The following is an 18174-nucleotide window of genomic DNA, read 5'->3' as shown; positions in this document are numbered from 1 at the left end:
CGCCGTCCTGGGCCCACTCGGGCCCCCCCCCGGGCCCCCCCGCCCCCCCCGGGGGGGCCCCCCCGCCCCCGCGGGCGGGGGGGCCACCCCTGTGTCGTATACGAAAATCAGGTGACCTGGTCAGCGCATCTTTCCGCCGCGCGGCATCTTCATGCCCTTCGGCATGGGGCCCTTCGGCAGCGGCATGTTGCTCATGAGATCACCCATGGCGCGCAGCTTGTCGTTGACCTGGGTGATCTGCGGGCCGGCCAGCACGCGCGGCAGCTTGAGCAGGGTGGTGCGCACCTTCTTGAGCGGCACCTCGCCCTCGCCCGTACCCACGATGAAGTCGTGCACCGGCACGTCCGGCATGATCCGGGCCAGCTTCTTCTTCTCGTTCGCGAGCAGCGGCTTCACCCGGTTCGGGTTGCCCTCGGCGATCAGCACGACGCCGGCCTTGCCGACGGCGCGGTGAACGATGTCCTGCTGCCGGGTCATCGCGACGGCAGGGGTGGTCGTCCAGCCCCGTCCCACGTTGTCCAGCACGGCCGCGGCCGCTCCCGGCTGCCCTTCCATCTGCCCGAAGGCAGCCCGCTCGGCCCGCCGTCCGAAGACGATCGCCATCGCGAGGAACGCCACCAGGAATCCCAGGATGCCCAGGTAGAGCTCATGCTCGACCAGGAAGCCGATCGCGAGAAAGACACCGAAGGTGACGATGCCCACGCCTGCGACGATCAGACCGACCTTCGGGTCCGCCTTGCGCGTCATCTTGTACGTCAGGGCGATCTGCTTCAGTCGCCCGGGGTTCGCAGCAGTCTCTGCGTTTGACTTCCTCGCCATAAAGCGAAGTTTACGTGGCCTGCGGGGTTCGGGTAGCCGCGGCCTCAAGTACATGTTCGGTTTCGACCCGGTCCTTGGCCCTCTTGCGGTCCTCCAGGACCGCCGTCCAGGCGTTGCGACGGGCCCCGCTCATCAGCAGGGACTCAATGCCCCGGAAGGCGTCGGAGAGGGTCGGGATGGCAATGGCGCGTACGGGCGCGGCCTGCATGATGTCGATCCCTTTCACGATGCTCGCCTCTGCGCGAGGCGAGCGGTGTGTGCGGTGCGTGGACCAAGCGTCACTGACTGGTGTTACCAGGGCGTGACCGGTCGGTCAAATGTGATTGACACGTTGCAAACACTGACGCGGCCCGCCGGACTCTTCCTCAGGAAAGAGCCTAGGGGCCGCGTCGATGCGGTGTTACCCACTAGTAACGCTTTGTGCGCGACTTCACACGCTCGCGCGCTTCTCCATCGCCTGCTGGTAGAGGCGACCCGCACGGTAGGACGAGCGGACCAGCGGGCCGGACATCACGCCGGAGTAGCCGATCTCCTCGGCCTCCTTCGCCAGCTCCACGAACTCGGCCGGCTTCACCCAGCGCTCGACGGGGTGGTGCCGCGGGGAGGGCCGCAGGTACTGGGTGATGGTGATGAGCTCGCAGCCGGCCTCGTGCAGGTCCTTCAGGGCCTGCGAGACCTCCTCGCGCTCCTCGCCCATGCCGAGGATCAGGTTCGACTTGGTCACCAGGCCGTAGGCGCGGGCCTTGGTGATCACGTCGAGCGAGCGCTCGTAGCGGAAGCCGGGGCGGATCCGCTTGAAGATGCGCGGCACGGTCTCGACGTTGTGCGCGAAGACCTCGGGGCGGGAGGCGAAGACCTCCTCCAGCAGCTCCGGGACCGCGTTGAAGTCGGGGGCCAGCAGCTCGACCTTGGTGTGGCCGGACTCGCGGCCCGCCGTCTGCTGGTGGATCTGGCGCACGGTCTCCGCGTACAGCCAGGCGCCGCCGTCGGCCAGGTCGTCGCGCGCGACGCCCGTGATGGTGGCGTAGTTCAGGTCCATCGTGACCACGGACTCGCCGACGCGCCGCGGCTCGTCACGGTCCAGCGCCTCGGGCTTGCCCGTGTCGATCTGGCAGAAGTCACAGCGCCGCGTGCACTGGTCACCACCGATGAGGAAGGTGGCCTCGCGGTCCTCCCAGCATTCGTAGATGTTCGGACAACCGGCTTCCTGGCACACCGTGTGCAGTCCTTCGCCCTTCACCAGGGCCTGCATCTTGGTGTACTCGGGACCCATCTTCGCCCGGGTCTTGATCCACTCGGGCTTGCGCTCGATGGGGGTCTGGGCGTTACGGACCTCCAGGCGCAGCATCTTGCGTCCGTCGGGTGCGACTGCGGACACGACCGGCTCCCTGTGACTTCGATTGTTCGGCGCCCACCAGGGTACGCCCGTAATTTCATACGCTCTTACGTCGGCCAACCTGCGGGCGGCCGGTCTCATTCCCGGAGGCTAGGGGGTGTCTTGCCGGTCAGGCCGGCTCTATCTCGCGGGGCTTCGGCTCCGCGTGCTCCAGTACGTCCTTCAGGTGCCGTTCGGCCACCGGAAGGACCTCGGCGATGGTGATCTCCCGGCCCAGTTCGTACGAGAGCGAGGTCACACCGGCGTCCCGGATACCGCAGGGGATGATCCGGTCGAACCAGGTGCTGTCCGGGTTCACGTTGATCGCGAAGCCGTGCATCGTGACGCCCTTGGCGACCCGGATGCCGATGGCGGCGAGCTTGCGGTCCTCGCGGCGCTGGCCGGCGTTGGACGGGGCGTATTCGGGGCCGTTCAGCCGCGGGTCGAACTCCTCGTCGGCAAGCCGGGGGTCGAGCTCCAGCGAGAGGCCGCCGATCATGGGGCGCTCCTCGACGGAGTCGCCCAGGACCCAGACGCCGGAGCGGCCCTCGACCCGGGTGGTCTCCAGGCCGAACTCGGCGGCGGTGCGGATCAGGGCCTCTTCGAGGCGGCGGACGTGGGCGACGACGTCCACGGGGCGGGGCAGCTTCATGATCGGGTAGCCGACCAGCTGGCCCGGGCCGTGCCAGGTGATCTTGCCGCCGCGGTCCACGTCGACGACGGGGGTGCCGTCGAGCGGGCGCTCGCTGGGGTCGGTGCGTCGGCCCGCCGTGTAGACCGGCAGGTGCTCCAGCAGCAGGCAGGTGTCCTCGATCTCGTCCGCGAAGCGGGCCGCGTGCACCCTGCGCTGTTCTTCCCAGGCCTGGGTGTACTCGACGGATTCCGGTCCGAAGCCCAGATGGACAAACCCAAGCTCAGCCACCGCAGCGCCTCCTCATTGAACCTGCTGTGTGCACGTACCTCACTGAGCAAGAGTACGGCGACCCGTGCGAGCCCCTTCAGGACCCCGGCACGGGCTCCGGCGGGGGCCCCGGCACGGGCTCGGAAGCGGGCTCGGAAGCGGGCTCCGGCGGAGGCCCCGGCAGCTGCTTCGGCCGGCGCCGCCCTTTGAGCGGCCGGTCCGGGTCCTCGTCCGCGCGCGGCAGCCGCCGGTGGCCCTCCGAGTGGTCGTTGACCCAGCCGCACACCCCGCACGCGTACCGGCCGTCGAGCCCCGCGATGTAGGTGCCGCAGCGTCGGCACTCCGCCTCGGTCAGTTCGGGCGGGGACAGCGGGACTGTGGATTCGGTTCGCTCCTCGGGGAGGTGCGCCCCGTGGGGCCGAGGGGTCATGGGCCGCAGCGTACGCGGGCGGAGGGGTCCGGTCCGTAAAGGGCCCTACGCATTCTGCACACGATCGGATGAATGTGGGGCAGAGAGGGCGGCATCGGCGAAGTTCGCCGCTACATTCACGCCGTTCACAGGGCCGGGACTCCGGTCCGTCACGTCAGGAAACCGTGGAGCCGATGACGGAACGACCTGCCCAGCGCGTCCCCAACCGGCAGCTCGCGGCGCTGATCGCGGAAGCCGGGTTCTCCAACGCCGGTCTCGCCCGCCGCGTCGACCAGCTCGGCCTGGAGCACGGTCTCGATCTGCGGTACGACAAGACCTCCGTGACCCGATGGCTGCGCGGGCAGCAGCCCCGCGGGACCACCCCCGCGCTGATCGCCGAGGTCTTCACCCGCCGCCTCGGACGCCGGCTCTCCGCCCAGGACCTGGGTCTGGACGCCTGCGCGCCCGTGTACGCCGGGCTGGAGTTCGCGGCCACCCCGGAGGAGGCCGTGGACATCGCGAGCGGGCTGTGGCGCAAGGACTCCGGTTCGCACGCCGAGCTCCGGAAGATCGCCTTCACTCCGGCCGGGCTGGTCGTGCCCAGCCGGGACTGGCTGATCGGGCGGGCCGACGAGCGGGTCGGCCGGGGCGCGGAACCCTCCGCGGCCCGCGTCCCGCTGCAGGGGCGGGCCTCGGTCCCCCGGCAGCGGCAGATCGACCGCGGGCCCGGGCAGCGCGTCACCAGCGGGGACATCGCGGCGCTGAGATCGGTGAGCGAGCTGTTCCGCACCCTGGACCAGGCCTACGGCGGCGGGCACGCCCGCCAGGCCCTGGTGCGCTACCTGGAGCACGAGGCCGAACCGATGCTCCGCGGGACCTACGGGGAGACCACCGGGCGGCGGCTGTTCTCGGCCGCCGCCGATCTGACCCGGCTCGCGGGCTGGACCTCCTACGACATCGCTGCGCACGGGCTCGCCCAGCGGTACTTCGTCCAGGCGCTCCGGCTCGCGCAGGCGGCCGCGGACCGTCCCTACGGCTCCTACGTCCTGGTCACCATGAGCCGGCAGGCGGTCTACCTCGGCCACGGCCGCGAGGCCGTGCAACTGGCCCGGGTGGCCCAGCAGGGCGTCGGCTCCGGCCCGCCGCCCGTGGTCCAGGCGCTGCTCCACTCGGCGGAGGCACGCGGACACGCGGTGCTCGGCGAGGTCCGGGCGTCGACCGCCTCCCTGGTGCGGGCCGAGCGCGCGCTGGGCGCGGCCCGGCCGGGGGACGACGTACCGCACTGGGCCCGGTTCTACGACGAGGCGCAGCTGGCGGACGAGTTCGGGCACTGCCACCGGGACCTCCAGCAGTACCGGGCCTCGGCGCAGCACGCGGAGCGGTCCCTGCAGCTGCGGGGACCGGCGTACGCGCGCTCCCGGCTGTTCTGCCGGGTGGTGCTGGCCACGGCCCGGCTGGGGCTGGGCGAGCTGGACCAGGCGTGCGCGCTGGGCGCGGAGGCGGCGCAGCAGGCGATGGAGATGCGGTCGGTGCGGGCGGTGGAGTACGTACGGGACTTCGAGCGGCGGCTGGAGCCGTACCGGGACGCCTCGGCCGTACGGACCTACCGGGACCGGGTGGCCGCCCTGTCCTGAAGCGCCCCGCGTCTTGCCGTGTCCTGCAGCGCCCCCGGGACAAGCGGCAGGGGCCCGGTCCTGGGACGGGACCGGGCCCCTGTGTCGGTGGTGGTTCTCAGGCCGCCACCGGAAGTGCGGGCTCCGGGGCGACCGGGAGCGGGATTCCGAAGTCGCGCAGGAGGGCGCCGGCGGCGCGGCGGGCCGAGTGCAGGGCCCCTTGGACGGTGTTGGTGTCGCGGTGGTCGCCGCACACGTACAGCCCGGCCAGTACCCGTACGGGGCGCCGCATGTCGTGCGGCGGGGGCATCGCGGGGACCGCCTCCGGGGTGTGGTGGACGGCCAGCAGTTCCCACTCGCGGGTGGGGGTGTCGTAGAGCCGGGCCAGCCGTGAGGCGACCGCGCGCGCGGGTGGCGGCGGGCCGAGCACGGTGGTGGTGACCAGGCTCCGGCCGACCGGGGCCCGGGTCGGGTCGACCGCGCTCATCACGGCTGTGTGGGAGACGGGCCACTTGGGGTCCCCGTCCAGGAGCAGCGAGCCGTCCCGGGACAGGGGTGCGGTGGTGGCGTGGTGCAGGACGGTGACCTCGTGGAAGGCGGGCACGCGCAGGCCGGGCAGGAGTTCGGCGGCGGCGCGGGCCCCGGTGGCCAGGAGGACGGAACGGCAGCGGAAGTCGCCGTGCTCCTCGGTGGTGACCAGGTTGGTCGCCACCGACCGGACCCGGACCCCGGTCCGTACGGTGCCGGGCGGCAGGGCGGCGGCGAGCAGGTCGGGCAGGGCCGCCGCGCCGCCCTCGGGCACGGCGAGGCGGCCGCGGGCGAAGGTGCGCAGGGCGAGGTCGGCGACCCGGCTGGAGGTGGTGAGTTCCGGGTCGCGCAGCAGGGTGGCGAGCAGGGGGCGGAGCGCTCCGTTCAGGGTGCGCGCGGGCAGCCCGCGGGAGCGCAGTGCGGCGTGCGCGGTGCGTTCGGGACGGGCGAGCAGCTTCTCCTCGGGCAGGGTGGCGAGCCGGCCGAGGGCGGCGCTGATCCGGGCCTGGTCGAGGGAGCCGCTGGCCAGGGCCCGGGCCGGGGTGAGGACCCCGACCCGAAGCTGTTTCCCGTCGGTGTGGACGAGGACGCCCGGTGTGAAGGGGCGCAGGGTCAGGGCCCGCAGGCCGGGGGTGCGTTCGAGCTCCGTGTACGCGGTGTTGAGCAGTTGGCCGATCCGGTCCAGCCGGAACCCGTCGGCGGACTCGGTGGCCATCCGCCCGCCGGGGTCGTCCGCGGCTTCCAGGACGGTGACCGTGACTCCGGCCGCGATCAGGTGCTGCGCTGCCGCGAGTCCTGAGACTCCGGCTCCTACGATGACGACGTCCGCATGGTGTGCGGCATGGTGTGCGCTGCTGAGCACGTGCCCCTCCCCGAGGTCGGCGCGGCTGTGTGGGGATCCTCCTTCCCCCAACCGGTTAAAGGGGAACCCGAGTTCGGCGGGGTATTGCGGTCAACTCCGGTCGCACAGCGGTCGCATGTGGGTCACGAACGGTCGCACGGTGGTCGCACGCGGATCTCAGAGCGCGGCGCGGATCGCCTGCTCGATGCCGGGGTCGCGGAAGACGAAGCCGGACTCCAGCAGCCGGGCGGGGCGGGCGCGCTGACTGCCCAGCACGTCCCCGGAGAACTCGCCCAGTACGACGCGCAGGGCCACGGCCGGTACGGGCAGCAGCGCGGGCCGGCGCAGCACCCGGGCCATGGCCTCGGTGACCTGGCGGTTGGTCAGCGGCTCCGGGGCGGTCAGGTTGACCGGGCCGGACAGGCCCGGGGTGTCGATGATGTGCCGCAGGGCCGCGATCTCGTCCCGGAGGGAGATGTACGACCAGTACTGGCGGCCGTTGCCGAGCCGGCCGCCGATGCCGGCGCGGAAGATCGGGAACATCCGCCCCCAGGCCCCGCCCTCGCGGGCGACGACCAGTCCGGTACGGGCGAACGCGGTCCGGATCCCGGCCTCCTGGGCGGGGGCGGCGGCCGCCTCCCACTCCACGCAGACCGAGGGCAGGAACCCCTGCCCGGCCGGGGCGCTCTCGTCGACGGCCCGGTCACCGGTGTCCCCGTAGTAGCCGACGGCCGAACCGCTGACCATGACGGCGGGCGGCTCGTCGAGGTCGGCGAGGGCCTGCGCGAGCGCGGCGGTGCCGAGCACCCGGCTGTCGCGGATCTCCCTCTTGTACGCGGCGGTCCACCGGTGGTCCCCGACCCCGGCCCCGGCCAGGTGCACGACGGCCCCGCAGCCGGCCAGCCCGGCAGGGTCCACGTACCCGCGCGCCGGATCCCACCGCGCCTCGTCCGCCCCGACGGGCTCCCGCCGCACGAACCGCACCACCTCGTGCCGGTCCGCCCGCAGGGACCGCACGAGTGCACTTCCGATGAGCCCGGTCGCCCCGGTGACAGCAATCCGCATGCCCCCATCCTGCCGGGTCGCTGCGCTGGCTCCGCGGACGTCACCACACGGCGCTCCGCGCCCGCGCCGCCAACCCCCGCGGGGGGGGGGGTCCCCCCCCCCCCCCCGGGGGGGGGCGGGGGGCGGGGGGGGGCCCCCGGCCGGCGGCCGGGCCCCGCCCGGTGCCGACCGCGTAGGTCACCGCCATCGCCAGGGCGCCGCCCAGCACGTTGCGGGCGACCGCCCTCGGCAGCGGCGCCCCGCCCAGCCGCGCACTGATCACCCCGCACAGCGTCAGCGCCGCCAGCACCGCCACCACCGTCACCGGCACCCGCTGCGACGGCCCCGGCAGGATGATCGCCAGCAGCGGCAGCAGCGCTCCCACCGTGAAGGCGACAAGGCTGGCGAAGGCCGCGTGCCACGGGTTGGCGAGCTCGTCGGGGTTGATCCCGAGCTCCACCCGGGCATGGGCCCGCAGCGCGTCCCGCTCCGTCAGCTGCTCGGCGGCCTCCCGCGCCACGTCCCGGCTGAGCCCCCGCTCGGCGAGCAGGTCGGTGAGTTCGTCGAGCTCCGCCTCCGGCTCCTCGGCCAGTTCCCGGCGTTCCAGGTCGAGCGCCGCCCGTTCCGAGTCCCGCTGGGAGCTGACGGAGACGTACTCCCCCGCCGCCATCGACAGCGAGCCCGCCAGCAGCCCGGCGACGCCCGCCGCGAGGATCGCCGCGCGCGAGGTGGTGGCCCCCGCCATGCCGACCACCAGGCCCGCGGTGGAGATGATCCCGTCGTTGGCGCCGAGCACACCCGCGCGCAGCCAGTTGAGCCGCGTGCTGATCTCCGCGCTCTGCGAGCCGTCGCCCTCGCCGTGCGCCTCGATGTGTGCCTGGGTGGGCCGTTTCCCCGCGCCTTCGCTTGCCGTCACGCCCCCACTGTCGCGGCCCGGGGCGTACGAGGCCACCCGGCGGGCCGGTCCGGGGTGCGCGGGCCCGGCCCCCGTACCAGGGTGGAGGGGTGAGACGCGTACGCGATGAGCCGGGCGGGCTGCGCGGCGAGCCACCGCCGCGCTGGGCCCGGATCGCGCCCGCGGTGGCGCTCGTGGCGCTCGTCCTCGCGCAGGCGCTCACGACCGACGTCGAGCTGGGCTTCTTCCTGGCGGGCCTGCCCCCAGTGGCGGCGTTCGCGTACGGGGCGGCCGGGACCGCGATCTTCGCCGCCATCGTCCTGCTGCTGCTGGGGGTGCACGACATCGGCGTCGCCCATGCCCGGGGGACGGACCTGGCCACGGTGGCCGTCGTCGGGGTGCTCAGCGTGGTGATCGCCTGGGTCCGCCAGCGCCGGGACGCGCAGCTCGTCAGCGTGCGGACGGTGGCGGAGGCGGCCCAGCTCGCGGTCCTCCCGCCGGTGCCGGAACGGGTGGGTCCGGTGCGCTGCTCGGGCCTGTACCGGGCGGCACAGCGCGGCACGCTGGTCGGCGGCGACCTGTACGACGTACGGGCCGGGCCGTACGGGGTACGGGCGCTGGTCGGCGACGTCCAGGGACACGGACTGGCGGCGGTCGCCACGGTGGGGGCACTGCTCGGGGCCTTCCGCGAGGCCGTGATCGACGATGCCGGGCTGGGCGCGGTCGCGGCCCGGCTGGACCGGCGGCTGGTGGCGGACGCGGCGGCCGCGTCGGTCGAGCATCCGGAGCTGTTCGCCACGGCCGTGCTGCTGGAATTCCCGCCCGGGCTGGACGTCGTACGCATCGTGTCGTGCGGGCATCCGTCGGCCCTGCGGGTCCGCGGATCGGTGGTGGAGGAGGTGATCGTCGAGCCGGGGCCGCCCCTGGGCCTGGGGCTCGCCGGTCCGGCCCCGCCGCTGGTGACGGAGCTGGCGGTGCGCCCCGGGGACCAGCTGCTGTTGCACACGGACGGCGTGACGGAGGCCCGCGACGCGACGGGGCACTTCTATCCGCTGGCCGCCCGGGTACCCGTACTGGCGCGGGACCCGGCGGGCCTGCTCGGGGCGGTGTGGCGGGACCTCGCGGCCTTCACGAAGGGCGGCCCGAACGACGACGTGGCCCTGTTGCTGCTGTCCCTGGACGGACGGGAGCCGGCGGCATAGGCCCTGCCGGGCGGCCCCGGGTCCCGGCCGGCCGCGCTCGGCCGACCGGAGCCCCTGTCATGCGGTGAGTGCCGGCCGTGGCGACCACGACCGGCAACTGACCACCGAAAACCGACGCCTGAGGCCCGCGGCCTGCCGCGCCTACGACTCCATGATGAACGCGCGCACCATCTTGCAGGTGACGTTCGACGGCCGGTGGATCCCCGTCCGGACGGCCATCGTCCGGATCTTCCGGTTGGTGGCACGGCGGGCGTCGTACGTCCCCGAGTCGAGCAGGGATATCGCCAGCCGCATCGCCTTCAGACGGCGGTTGTGGCTCTCGTACCACTCGCGGGGCAGCCCCGCCGGCAGCGGCTTCTTCTTGACGTGCTGGACGGTGGTGGCAGTGGCCATCTACAGCCTCCCAAACGGTAGTTGGCTTCCTGTCGTTCTTCCTCGATTTTACCGGGGACCACTGACAAAAGCCCCTGGCCAGACCAACCCTGGGTAGGGTTGCGGCCATGGAGATCTGGATCAATCCCGCCTGTTCCAAGTGCCGCAGCGCCCTGACCCTGCTGGACGCTGAGGGCACCGACTACACGGTGCGTCGCTACCTGGAGGACGTGCCCTCCGAGGACGAGATCCGCGAGGTGCTCGGCCGGCTCGGGCTGGAGCCGTGGGACATCACGCGCACCTCCGACCCCCTGGCCAAGGAGACCGGCGTACGAGACCTGCCGCGCGAGGAGACCGACGCGGCGCGCGGGCTCTGGATCGCCCACCTGGCCGCTCACCCGAAGCTCATCCAGCGCCCGATCATCACCGCCGAAGACGGCACGGCCGTGGTCGGCCGCTCCGAGGAGGCCGTCCGCGAGGCCCTGTCCCGCAAGGGCTAGGGGACGCCGCGAGCCCGGCCCGACCGGCAAGACACCCTCTAGAAGACACGCCGGGTGATCTCCGAGGCGGCCGTCAGCGGCAGCGCGTGGTGCGGGACCCCGGGCAGTACGCCGACACGCGCGCCGGGCAGCGCCTCGCGTGCCGCCCGGGCCGCACGGCCGGAGTCGTGGCAGCGGGCGCGCCCGGCGAAGAGGATGTCGACCTGCGGGCCCGCACCCGAGGGCTGCGCGAGTCCGGCCAGGTCCGGGCGCGGCCCGGTGACCGGTCGGACGGCGGGGAAGCCGGCGCTCTCCTCCTGCAGCCGCAGCCAGGCCGGATCGAGCGCGACCCCGCGGGTCTCCCAGGCGAGGAAGGAGCGGATCCGCTCCGGGGTGGGCCGCACCAGCATGGGCAGCGCGCGCAGTACGTAGCCCGGGCGCAGTCCCGCGAAGACCTGGGTCGGGTCGAGCAGCACCAGGCGGCCGAGCCCGGCCGGGTGCCGGGCGGCGTAGTGGGTGGCGATCCAGGCCCCGTACGAGTGCCCGGCGAGGGCCACCGGCCCGTGCGGGCCCAGCCCGTCGAGGACCGCGTCGAGGACCGCGTCGAGCCAGCCGACCAGGTCCGCGGCGGTCCGGATCGCCCGGTCGGGCGCCGGAACACTGAGCCCCGGGTCCCCCACCAGGTCCACGGCGTGCACCCGGTGGGCGCGGGCCGCCCCGGCGGCGACGCAGGCGCCCCACACGGTGGAAGTGGACCCGCCGCCGGGCAGCAGCACCAGCGGCGGCGCGTCGGCCGGGCCGCAGCGGTTGACGCGGGTGACCCCGTACGGGGTGGTCAGGTCGACGGCCTCGACGGGTCCGGGCCACCGGCCGAGCACCGCGTCGTAGGCGGCGCGGAAGGAAGACATCCGGTGCATGCGCATCTCCGATCCCTCTTCCAACGCCTCTTCCAATGCCTCATCCGATGCACATCAGATATCTCGCCAGGCGATAATCTCGCTCAGCGAGAGATTCCGCCAGGGGGCGATATGGACGACGACAGAAACCCGGACCACCGGGAGCCCGAAACCAAGGAACCCGAGGAACCCGAGGAACCCGACAACCTCCGACTGGTGCACCTCCTGCGCGCGGTGACCGTCGAGTTCGGCCTGCGCCAAGCCGACTTCGCCGCCCGCAACGGCATGCACCCCACCGACGTACGCGCCCTGATCTGCCTGCTCGACGCGGCCCGCGCGGCCGAACCGGCCACCGCCGGCCTGCTCGGCGCCCGGCTCGGCCTCAACTCCGCCGGCACCACCGCCGTGATCGACCGGCTCGAACGGCTCGGCCACGTGGCACGGATCCGCGACGACCACGACCGGCGCCGGATCCTGCTGCGCGTGGAGCCGGCGGCGATCCGTCTGGGCCGGGAGTTCTTCGGGCCGCTGATCGACGGGGTGCTCCAGGTGCTCGACTCCTTCGACCCCGCCGAACGGGAGACCGTACGCCGTTTCCTGACGGCCACCCACACCGTCTTCACTTCGGAGCCGCGCCCATGACCACCCCCGGCCAAGGACCCGGCGGCGCCGACCTGCACCTGGAACTCCCCGACGGGGGCGCCCGGCGGACCGCCCTCGCCCAGGCCCTGCGCAGCGCCGTGCGCAGCGGCCGACTGGCCGGCGGGACCCGGCTGCCGCCGTACCGGACGCTGGCCGCCGACCTCGGGCTGGCCCGCAACGCCGTCGCCGACGCGTACGCCGAGCTGGTCGCCGAGGGCTGGTTCACGGCCCGGCAGGGTTCCGGCACCCAGGTCGCCGAGGGGGTCGCAACCGCCGACGCACCGGCCGCCCCGGCCGGGCCCGCGCCCGACCGGCCCCGCCACGACCTGCTCCAGGGCAAGCCCGACCCCGCCTCCTTCCCGCGCGCCGCCTGGGCCGCCAGCGCCCGCCGGGCCCTGGCCGAGGCGCCCACCGAGGCCTTCGGGCCGGGCGATCCGCAGGGCCGGCCCGAACTGCGGCGGGCGCTGGCCGGCTACCTGTCCCGGGCACGGGGCGTGCGCTGCGGCCCCGAGAACATCGTGATCTGCTCCGGCTTCGCCAACGGCCTGCGGCTCCTGTCGTCCGTCCGGCCCCGCGACTGGGCCGTCGAGGCGTACGGGCTCCCCTTCCACCAGGGGATCCTCCAGACCGCCGGGGTCCGCCCGCACCCCGTCCCGGTCGACGAGGACGGCGCCCGGACGACAGAACTTCCCTCCCGGGCCCGTACGTTATTGCTCACACCCGCGCACCAGTTCCCGACGGGCGGCCGCCTGCTGCCCGCACGGCGGGCCGCCGCAGTGGACTGGGCCCGCGGCACCGATGGCGTGATCGTGGAGGACGACTACGACGGGGAGTTCCGCTACGACCGCAAACCGGTCGGCGCACTACAGGGCCTGACCCCCGAACACGTGGTGTACGCGGGCTCGCTGAGCAAGAGCCTCTCCCCCGCGCTGCGCCTGGGCTGGCTGGTCCTCCCCGACCAGCTGCGCGACCAGGTGCTGGCCGCGAAGGGGCTGCGGGAGTCCTGGGCGAGCACGCTGGACCAGCTTGCGCTGGCCGATTTCATCGAGTGCGGGGCGTACGACCGCCACGTGCGCCGGATGCGCCTGCGCTACCGGAACCGCCGCGACCAGCTGGCCGCCGTACTGGCGGCACGCGCCCCGGAGGTCCGGGTGACGGGCATCTCGGCCGGGCTGCACGCCGTACTGGAACTCCCCCCGGGCCGGGAATCCCCCGCCCTCGCGGCGGCCCACGCCGCGGGCCTGGCCCTGGACGGCCTGTCGTCCTACCAACACCCGGCCGACCCGGCCCCACCCCGCGAGGGCCTGGTGGTCGGCTACGCGGCACCCCCGGACTCGGCGTTCACCCGGGCACTCGCAACCTTGGCGGGGGTGGTGGGGACGGCGAGCGGGTCGGGGTGAGGAGGGGCGGGGCGGGGCGGGGGCTTCGGAGGGCGGGATCTGCTCGGGCGGAATCAGACGAAGCACGGCGGGGGTGCGGGTGGTCGGGATCCGCTCGGGCGGAATCAGAGTGGCGTATGGGGGTTTCCCGGCAGTCCCATCGTCCCTCCGTGTCGGGCCGGTCCCTCAAGGGCGCTCCTTCGTCGCGTCGCTTCGCGATGTCGCTGCGCTCCACCCTTGACCGACCGTCCCGCCCCGGAGAAACGAAAGACTGCCGGGAAGCCCCCAAAGGAACGGGCCGGGAGTTCCTTTCCAGGGACGGGGCGGTCAGAGATGTGCTGCCCGGTCGGGCGCGAAGAGCCACGATCAAGAGGCGGGGCCCATTACAGAGCAGGGCCCGTGTCGGGGGGAGCGCGTCCAATCGCTACGCGCTCCTCATCTCTCAGCGTCCGACGACCGTCTGGGGCTGGACATAAGCCGCCCACACCCGGCAGGTGATCCTCATGGAAGGCGTCTGACGGCTGACTGGGGTGAAGAAGGCCGGGACAGCGGCTATGCCGTCGTGGATGCGGGTCAGCGGACGGGGGCGGGCGGAAGGGTTGATGATTTGCCCCAATTACCCCTGTTTGGGTGTGAGGTTGTGGGGTGATGCTCGCGCTGACCCGGTTCTGTGACGGAATAGCCGAGCTGCCGGCCGTCCGCCCCTCTCAGTGGCTCTCATCAGCCCCTGTCGGCCGTCGGTCGCGGTCGTGGAGAAGCGCGTAGCGATCTGGGGCGGCCTATGTCCAGCCCCAGACGGCCGTCGGACGCTAAGGCGTGAGGAGCGCGTAGCGATTGGGCGCGCTTCCCCCGACGCGGATGCTGGTCTGTGATGGGCCCCGTCTCTGGACCGTGCCCACCCGGACCCCCTGCGCATCTCTGGCCGCCCCGCCCTGATCCTTGAACACCCGGCCCGTTCCTTTGGGGGCTTCCCGGCAGTCTTTCGTTTCTCCGGGGCGGGACGGTCGGTCAAGGGTGGCCGAAGGCCATCGCGAAGCGACGCGAGGAACGAGCGCCCTTGAGGGACCGTCCCGACACGGAGGGACGATGGGACTGACGGGAAACCCCCATACCCATCCCTGATACCGATCGAGCAGATCCCGCCCACCGAAGCCCCCGCCGCACCTCCCTCACCCCGCCCCTCTTCACCCCGCCCCCACCTCCCACCCCCTAGGGTGACCAGAGCGACAAAGAGGATGTATCGGATAAAGGCCCCCAAGGAACCGAGGACCCGAGGACCCGTTGTGAACGAGGATGTGAACGAGGATGTGAACGAGGCGCAGCAGCCACACGGCCAGGCGGCCCAGCCTGCCCTCCCCGGCGGGGCGGGCTCACGACCCGGGCGGCGGGGGGCCGACTGGATGTTCGGCGGGGTGTACGGGACCGTTCTGGCCAGTGCGCTGTTGGCCGCGCTGCACCAGAAGGGGGAGCAGTTCACCCCGTACTACGACGCCAGCTGGGTGCTCGTGACGGCCGCGACCGCCGGGCTCGCGCACGGCTACTCGCACCACATGGCCTCCCACCGGCAGGACTCCGCCGGGCACCGGTGGCGGATGCTGGGCCTGGCGCTGTGGAACGAGTGGCCGCTGATCGTGGCCGCCCTGCCCACCGTCCTGCTGCTGGTCGCCGCCGGGGTGTTCGACTGGGACGCCTATGCGGTGACCGCCGTCGGGCTGGGGGTGAACACCGCCCTGCTGTTCGCCTGGGGTGCGCTCGTCGCGCTCCGCGTGGGCTACCGGCTCGGCTCCGCCCTGGCGATCGGCATGGCTGACGCCACCATCGGCCTGGCCATCATCGTGGCGAACGCGGTGATCAAGTAGGGAGCTGTGCCTCCGCCTCGGCCAGGATCTCCGTGAGCCGGGCCCCGAACTCCGCCCCGCGCGGGTCCGGCACCCCCGTCCGGGCCGCGGTGAGCAGTGCGTCCAGGGCGCGCCCGTAGGCGCCCGGTACGTCGCTCCAGCCGGGCAGTTCGTGCACGCCCTCGGTGCCGCGCAGTTCGAGGCCCACCCCGGCGGCGGCGCGGGGCGCGCCCAGGCTGAGCACGGCGGTGCTGGCCGCGCCGGAGGTGTGCCGCAGGGCCAGTTGGACCACGTCGGAGGGGCCTCGGGTGGCGCTGATCGCGGTGACCTCGCCGAGGACCGGGATCAGGACGGACAGGGCGTGCGGGCCGACGTCCCACAGTCCGCCCTTGGCCTTGCGCCAGGGCGAGTCGGCGTAGGCGCTGGGCGTTCCGTCGGGCGGGAAGACGGCGCCGAGCCAGTGGGCCGCGGCCGTGAACCAGCCGGTGCGTGCGGCTTGTTCCTCGACCCAGCCCGCGGTGGGCTCGGCGAAGCGCAGGGTGAGGAAGACGACGGAGGCGACCTGGTGGCGCGTGACCGCTTCGGCGACGGCGCGGGCGTCCTCCACGGTGGTGGCGACGGGCTTGTCGAGGAGGAGGTGGCATCCGGCGGCGGCGGCGCGGACGGCCATGGCGGCCTGTACGTCGGGCGGCAGGGCGAAGGCGACGGCGTCACACTCGGCGAACAGCTCGTCGGGGTCTTCGTACACCTTCACGCCGTACTCGTGCGCCAGCTCGGCCGCGGCCTCGGGCCGGCGGCCCCACACGCCGGCGAAGTCGGAGCCGGCGTGCGCGGCGAGGGCTGGGGCGTGGGTGCGGTGCGCCCAGGGGCCGGTGCCCAGCAGCCCGACCCGGGGGCGGCGGCCTGCGGGGGCCTGATCGGCGGCACCTTCGGCGACGGGTTCGGCGGCGCTCTCGACGGGGCCTTCGGCGGAGTTCAAATCAGACGAAATGCTCACGTGGCCAGTCTGCCCCACCTGGACGGGCGCGCCGCCACCAACCCGCACAACCCACCCGACCTGGGGTGCAAACCTCGGTAACACGGGGTTCACACACGGGCAACGGATGAGAAATCGCGGGCGGGCACGCTGCGGTCATCACCGCAGCGATGAAGCAGCGACCAGCAGCACCCGCAGAGTCTGAGGATGGGGCCCGTGAGCTACAAGGCTGAGTACATCTGGATCGACGGCACCGAGCCGACGGCGAAGCTTCGCTCCAAGACGAAGATCATCGGGGACGGCGACGCGCTGCCGATCTGGGGCTTCGACGGATCGAGCACGAACCAGGCCGAGGGCCACGCGTCCGACCGCGTGCTCAACCCGGTCTTCTCCTGCCCGGACCCGATCCGCGGCGGTGACAACGTCCTCGTCCTGTGCGAGGTCCTGAACATCGACATGACCCCGCACGAGTCGAACACCCGCGCGCTGCTGCGTCCGGTCGCCGAGAAGTTCGCCGCGCAGGAGCCGATCTTCGGCATCGAGCAGGAGTACACCTTCTTCGACGGCACCCGTCCGCTCGGCTTCCCCGTGAACGGCTTCCCGGCCGCGCAGGGCGGCTACTACTGCGGTGTCGGCTCGGACGAGATCTTCGGCCGCGAGATCGTCGAGAAGCACCTGGACCACTGCCTCGCGGCGGGCCTGAGCATCTCCGGCATCAACGCCGAGGTCATGCCCGGCCAGTGGGAGTTCCAGGTCGGTCCCGTCGGTCCGCTGGAGGTATCGGACCAGCTGTGGATCGCGCGCTGGCTGCTCTACCGCACGGCCGAGGACTTCAACGTCTCCGCGACGCTGAACCCGAAGCCGGTGAAGGGTGACTGGAACGGCGCGGGCGCGCACACCAACTTCTCCACGAAGGCGATGCGCGAGGACTACCGCGCGATCATCTCCGCGTGCGAGGCGCTGGGCGAGGGCAGCAAGCCGCTCGACCACGTGAAGAACTACGGCGCCGGCATCGACGAGCGTCTGACGGGTCTGCACGAGACCGCCCCCTGGAACGAGTTCAGCTACGGCGTCTCGGACCGCGGCGCGTCGGTCCGCATCCCGTGGCAGGTGGAGAAGGACGGCAAGGGCTACATCGAGGACCGCCGTCCGAACGCGAACGTGGACCCGTACGTGGTGACCCGTCTCATCACGGACACCTGCTGCGCGGGCCTGGAGAAGGACGGCCTGGTCTGACGACCAGGTCCGGGAACAGCGACAGCACCCGGTCCGGCATCGGGTCCCGCGCCCGATCCGGCGCCGCCGGGACCGCCGGCACCGCACCCGGCCGATGACCACTGACAACGCCCGCCGCGCCCCCATGGGGCCGGCGGGCGTTGTCAGTGGCGTGTGGGACGGTGTGGTCATGTTGGCGATCAAGATCGAGACGGAGCGCGGCGAGTCCTACGAACGCCCCGCGCTCGGCGTGTTGACCGAACTCGTGGAGCGCATCGGCGGCGACGGGGACCACTTCGTCATCGTCGAGCGGATCGTCGAAGACCCGGACATCTACATACAGGTCTGGCACGACGGGGGCGGCGACTACCAGTTGGAGCACCGGGACGGGTCCGCGGAGCGGCACTTCCAGGCGCACCTGCCCACGGCGGCCGAGGTGGTGGGGGTCATGGCGCGCTGGGCCCGCCAGGAGAAGGGCTGGGACGTCGGGCCGGGGTGGCGGCGGCTGCATCTCGCCTGAGGGGCCTGACGAGCCCGAGGAGTCCCTTTGTCCGGGATTGGCAGGGGGGTGGGCTCGGTATGTGAGATCTCTATCCACAGGGTGAGACCGGACCTGCCCCGCGGACATGACATCTGCTTGAATGGGGCCATGGCCAGCCATTCGCACACCTCGTCAGGTCGCAGCGACCTGGAGCCTTTCTGGCCGTCCCGTCAGGATCACGATTACGACCGGGAGTGTTGCCGCGCGAA

The 18174-nt window shown here is 72.9% G+C and carries 19 protein-coding genes; 8 read left to right on the top strand and 11 right to left on the bottom strand.

Annotation, left to right across the window (positions count from 1 at the left end; all coding sequences use genetic code 11):
* Positions 1 to 120 precede the first annotated feature (120 nt).
* The 5 genes from ACFY0D_RS35575 to ACFY0D_RS35555 all read right to left on the bottom strand — a co-directional run bounded on the left by ACFY0D_RS35575 (position 121) and on the right by ACFY0D_RS35555 (position 3525).
* Entirely contained in the window at positions 121 to 819 is a 699-nt protein-coding gene (locus ACFY0D_RS35575; protein WP_390802048.1) for a DUF4191 domain-containing protein, read from the bottom strand.
* A 10-nt stretch (positions 820 to 829) separates the two neighbouring features.
* Positions 830 to 1027 carry a hypothetical protein gene (locus ACFY0D_RS35570; protein ID WP_030010916.1) on the bottom strand — a complete coding sequence of 66 codons (198 nt, stop codon included), beginning with the start codon at positions 1025 to 1027 and terminating at the stop codon, positions 830 to 832.
* A 222-nt stretch (positions 1028 to 1249) separates the two neighbouring features.
* Positions 1250 to 2197: a lipoyl synthase gene (gene lipA / locus ACFY0D_RS35565; RefSeq protein ID WP_351162895.1), complete on the bottom strand. Its 948-nt coding sequence runs from the start codon at positions 2195 to 2197 to the stop codon at positions 1250 to 1252.
* A 127-nt stretch (positions 2198 to 2324) separates the two neighbouring features.
* Positions 2325 to 3116, bottom strand: a complete 792-nt coding sequence (gene lipB / locus ACFY0D_RS35560; protein WP_390802047.1) for a lipoyl(octanoyl) transferase LipB — start codon at positions 3114 to 3116, stop codon at positions 2325 to 2327.
* Between the two features lie 76 nt (positions 3117 to 3192).
* Positions 3193 to 3525, bottom strand: a complete 333-nt coding sequence (locus tag ACFY0D_RS35555; RefSeq protein WP_390802046.1) for a hypothetical protein — start codon at positions 3523 to 3525, stop codon at positions 3193 to 3195.
* A 173-nt stretch (positions 3526 to 3698) separates the two neighbouring features.
* Between ACFY0D_RS35555 and ACFY0D_RS35550 the strand changes: the two genes are divergently transcribed.
* The gene (locus tag ACFY0D_RS35550; protein WP_390802045.1) at positions 3699 to 5138 is read left to right on the top strand and encodes a regulator; all 1440 of its coding nucleotides are present in this window, start codon (positions 3699 to 3701) and stop codon (positions 5136 to 5138) included.
* 97 nt (positions 5139 to 5235) lie between these two features.
* On the opposite strand, the gene ACFY0D_RS35545 is transcribed toward ACFY0D_RS35550, so the two are convergent.
* The 3 genes from ACFY0D_RS35545 to ACFY0D_RS35535 all read right to left on the bottom strand — a co-directional run bounded on the left by ACFY0D_RS35545 (position 5236) and on the right by ACFY0D_RS35535 (position 8401).
* The gene (locus tag ACFY0D_RS35545) at positions 5236 to 6507 is read right to left on the bottom strand and encodes an NAD(P)/FAD-dependent oxidoreductase (RefSeq protein WP_390802044.1); all 1272 of its coding nucleotides are present in this window, start codon (positions 6505 to 6507) and stop codon (positions 5236 to 5238) included.
* Positions 6508 to 6663: 156 nt separating this feature from the next.
* Positions 6664 to 7551: a TIGR01777 family oxidoreductase gene (locus tag ACFY0D_RS35540; protein WP_390802043.1), complete on the bottom strand. Its 888-nt coding sequence runs from the start codon at positions 7549 to 7551 to the stop codon at positions 6664 to 6666.
* 40 nt (positions 7552 to 7591) lie between these two features.
* Positions 7592 to 8401, bottom strand: coding sequence for a VIT family protein (locus ACFY0D_RS35535; protein WP_390802087.1), 810 nt, complete (start codon positions 8399 to 8401; stop codon positions 7592 to 7594).
* Positions 8402 to 8535: 134 nt separating this feature from the next.
* On the opposite strand from ACFY0D_RS35535, the gene ACFY0D_RS35530 reads away from it, so the two are divergent.
* The gene (locus ACFY0D_RS35530; protein ID WP_390802042.1) at positions 8536 to 9627 is read left to right on the top strand and encodes a PP2C family protein-serine/threonine phosphatase; all 1092 of its coding nucleotides are present in this window, start codon (positions 8536 to 8538) and stop codon (positions 9625 to 9627) included.
* A gap of 141 nt (positions 9628 to 9768) precedes the next feature.
* Here the strand turns inward: ACFY0D_RS35530 and ACFY0D_RS35525 are convergent, their stop codons facing one another.
* Positions 9769 to 10020 carry a hypothetical protein gene (locus ACFY0D_RS35525; RefSeq protein ID WP_030012991.1) on the bottom strand — a complete coding sequence of 84 codons (252 nt, stop codon included), beginning with the start codon at positions 10018 to 10020 and terminating at the stop codon, positions 9769 to 9771.
* A 107-nt stretch (positions 10021 to 10127) separates the two neighbouring features.
* On the opposite strand from ACFY0D_RS35525, the gene ACFY0D_RS35520 reads away from it, so the two are divergent.
* Positions 10128 to 10499, top strand: a complete 372-nt coding sequence (locus ACFY0D_RS35520; RefSeq protein ID WP_390802041.1) for an ArsC/Spx/MgsR family protein — start codon at positions 10128 to 10130, stop codon at positions 10497 to 10499.
* A 38-nt stretch (positions 10500 to 10537) separates the two neighbouring features.
* On the opposite strand, the gene ACFY0D_RS35515 is transcribed toward ACFY0D_RS35520, so the two are convergent.
* Positions 10538 to 11401: an alpha/beta fold hydrolase gene (locus ACFY0D_RS35515; protein WP_390802040.1), complete on the bottom strand. Its 864-nt coding sequence runs from the start codon at positions 11399 to 11401 to the stop codon at positions 10538 to 10540.
* Between the two features lie 105 nt (positions 11402 to 11506).
* Here ACFY0D_RS35515 and ACFY0D_RS35510 point away from each other — a divergent pair, with 105 nt between their 5' ends.
* The 3 genes from ACFY0D_RS35510 to ACFY0D_RS35500 all read left to right on the top strand — a co-directional run bounded on the left by ACFY0D_RS35510 (position 11507) and on the right by ACFY0D_RS35500 (position 15254).
* The gene (locus ACFY0D_RS35510; protein ID WP_390802039.1) at positions 11507 to 12016 is read left to right on the top strand and encodes a MarR family transcriptional regulator; all 510 of its coding nucleotides are present in this window, start codon (positions 11507 to 11509) and stop codon (positions 12014 to 12016) included.
* Positions 12013 to 13416: a PLP-dependent aminotransferase family protein gene (locus tag ACFY0D_RS35505; RefSeq protein WP_390802038.1), complete on the top strand. Its 1404-nt coding sequence runs from the start codon at positions 12013 to 12015 to the stop codon at positions 13414 to 13416. Before ACFY0D_RS35510 ends, ACFY0D_RS35505 begins: the two co-directional genes overlap by 4 nt.
* Positions 13417 to 14678: 1262 nt before the next feature.
* Positions 14679 to 15254 (top strand): hypothetical protein, encoded by a 576-nt coding sequence (locus tag ACFY0D_RS35500; RefSeq protein ID WP_390802037.1) that lies wholly within the window; start codon positions 14679 to 14681, stop codon positions 15252 to 15254.
* Here the strand turns inward: ACFY0D_RS35500 and ACFY0D_RS35495 are convergent.
* Positions 15247 to 16116: a Gfo/Idh/MocA family oxidoreductase gene (locus ACFY0D_RS35495; protein ID WP_351155909.1), complete on the bottom strand. Its 870-nt coding sequence runs from the start codon at positions 16114 to 16116 to the stop codon at positions 15247 to 15249. The two genes, ACFY0D_RS35500 and ACFY0D_RS35495, sit on opposite strands and share 8 nt — an antisense overlap.
* Positions 16117 to 16425: 309 nt before the next feature.
* On the opposite strand from ACFY0D_RS35495, the gene glnII reads away from it, so the two are divergent.
* Both glnII and ACFY0D_RS35485 read left to right on the top strand, forming a co-directional pair.
* Entirely contained in the window at positions 16426 to 17445 is a 1020-nt protein-coding gene (gene glnII, locus ACFY0D_RS35490) for a glutamine synthetase (RefSeq protein ID WP_351155716.1), read from the top strand.
* 169 nt (positions 17446 to 17614) lie between these two features.
* Complete coding sequence (locus ACFY0D_RS35485) at positions 17615 to 17944, top strand: hypothetical protein (RefSeq protein ID WP_390802036.1); 330 nt, start codon at positions 17615 to 17617, stop codon at positions 17942 to 17944.
* The last annotated feature ends 230 nt before the right edge of the window (positions 17945 to 18174 follow it).

It is taken from the genome of Streptomyces sp. NPDC001502 (genome assembly GCF_042894785.1).
In the GTDB taxonomy this organism is placed as follows: Bacteria; Actinomycetota; Actinomycetes; order Streptomycetales; family Streptomycetaceae; genus Streptomyces; species Streptomyces kutzneri.
The sequence above is the reverse complement of the archived record's forward strand: the minus strand, read 5'-3'. Positions and strand labels throughout refer to the sequence as shown.

Coding starts and splice junctions, on each gene's coding strand:
- ACFY0D_RS35540 (WP_390802043.1), bottom strand. CDS start 7,551: ATGCGGATTGCTGTCACCGGGGCGACCGGGCTCATCGGAAGTGCACTC.
- ACFY0D_RS35575 (WP_390802048.1), bottom strand. CDS start 819: ATGGCGAGGAAGTCAAACGCAGAGACTGCTGCGAACCCCGGGCGACTG.
- ACFY0D_RS35570 (WP_030010916.1), bottom strand. CDS start 1,027: ATGCAGGCCGCGCCCGTACGCGCCATTGCCATCCCGACCCTCTCCGAC.
- ACFY0D_RS35555 (WP_390802046.1), bottom strand. CDS start 3,525: ATGACCCCTCGGCCCCACGGGGCGCACCTCCCCGAGGAGCGAACCGAA.
- ACFY0D_RS35520 (WP_390802041.1), top strand. CDS start 10,128: ATGGAGATCTGGATCAATCCCGCCTGTTCCAAGTGCCGCAGCGCCCTG.
- ACFY0D_RS35550 (WP_390802045.1), top strand. CDS start 3,699: ATGACGGAACGACCTGCCCAGCGCGTCCCCAACCGGCAGCTCGCGGCG.
- ACFY0D_RS35525 (WP_030012991.1), bottom strand. CDS start 10,020: ATGGCCACTGCCACCACCGTCCAGCACGTCAAGAAGAAGCCGCTGCCG.
- ACFY0D_RS35510 (WP_390802039.1), top strand. CDS start 11,507: ATGGACGACGACAGAAACCCGGACCACCGGGAGCCCGAAACCAAGGAA.
- ACFY0D_RS35485 (WP_390802036.1), top strand. CDS start 17,615: ATGTTGGCGATCAAGATCGAGACGGAGCGCGGCGAGTCCTACGAACGC.
- ACFY0D_RS35505 (WP_390802038.1), top strand. CDS start 12,013: ATGACCACCCCCGGCCAAGGACCCGGCGGCGCCGACCTGCACCTGGAA.
- ACFY0D_RS35515 (WP_390802040.1), bottom strand. CDS start 11,401: ATGCGCATGCACCGGATGTCTTCCTTCCGCGCCGCCTACGACGCGGTG.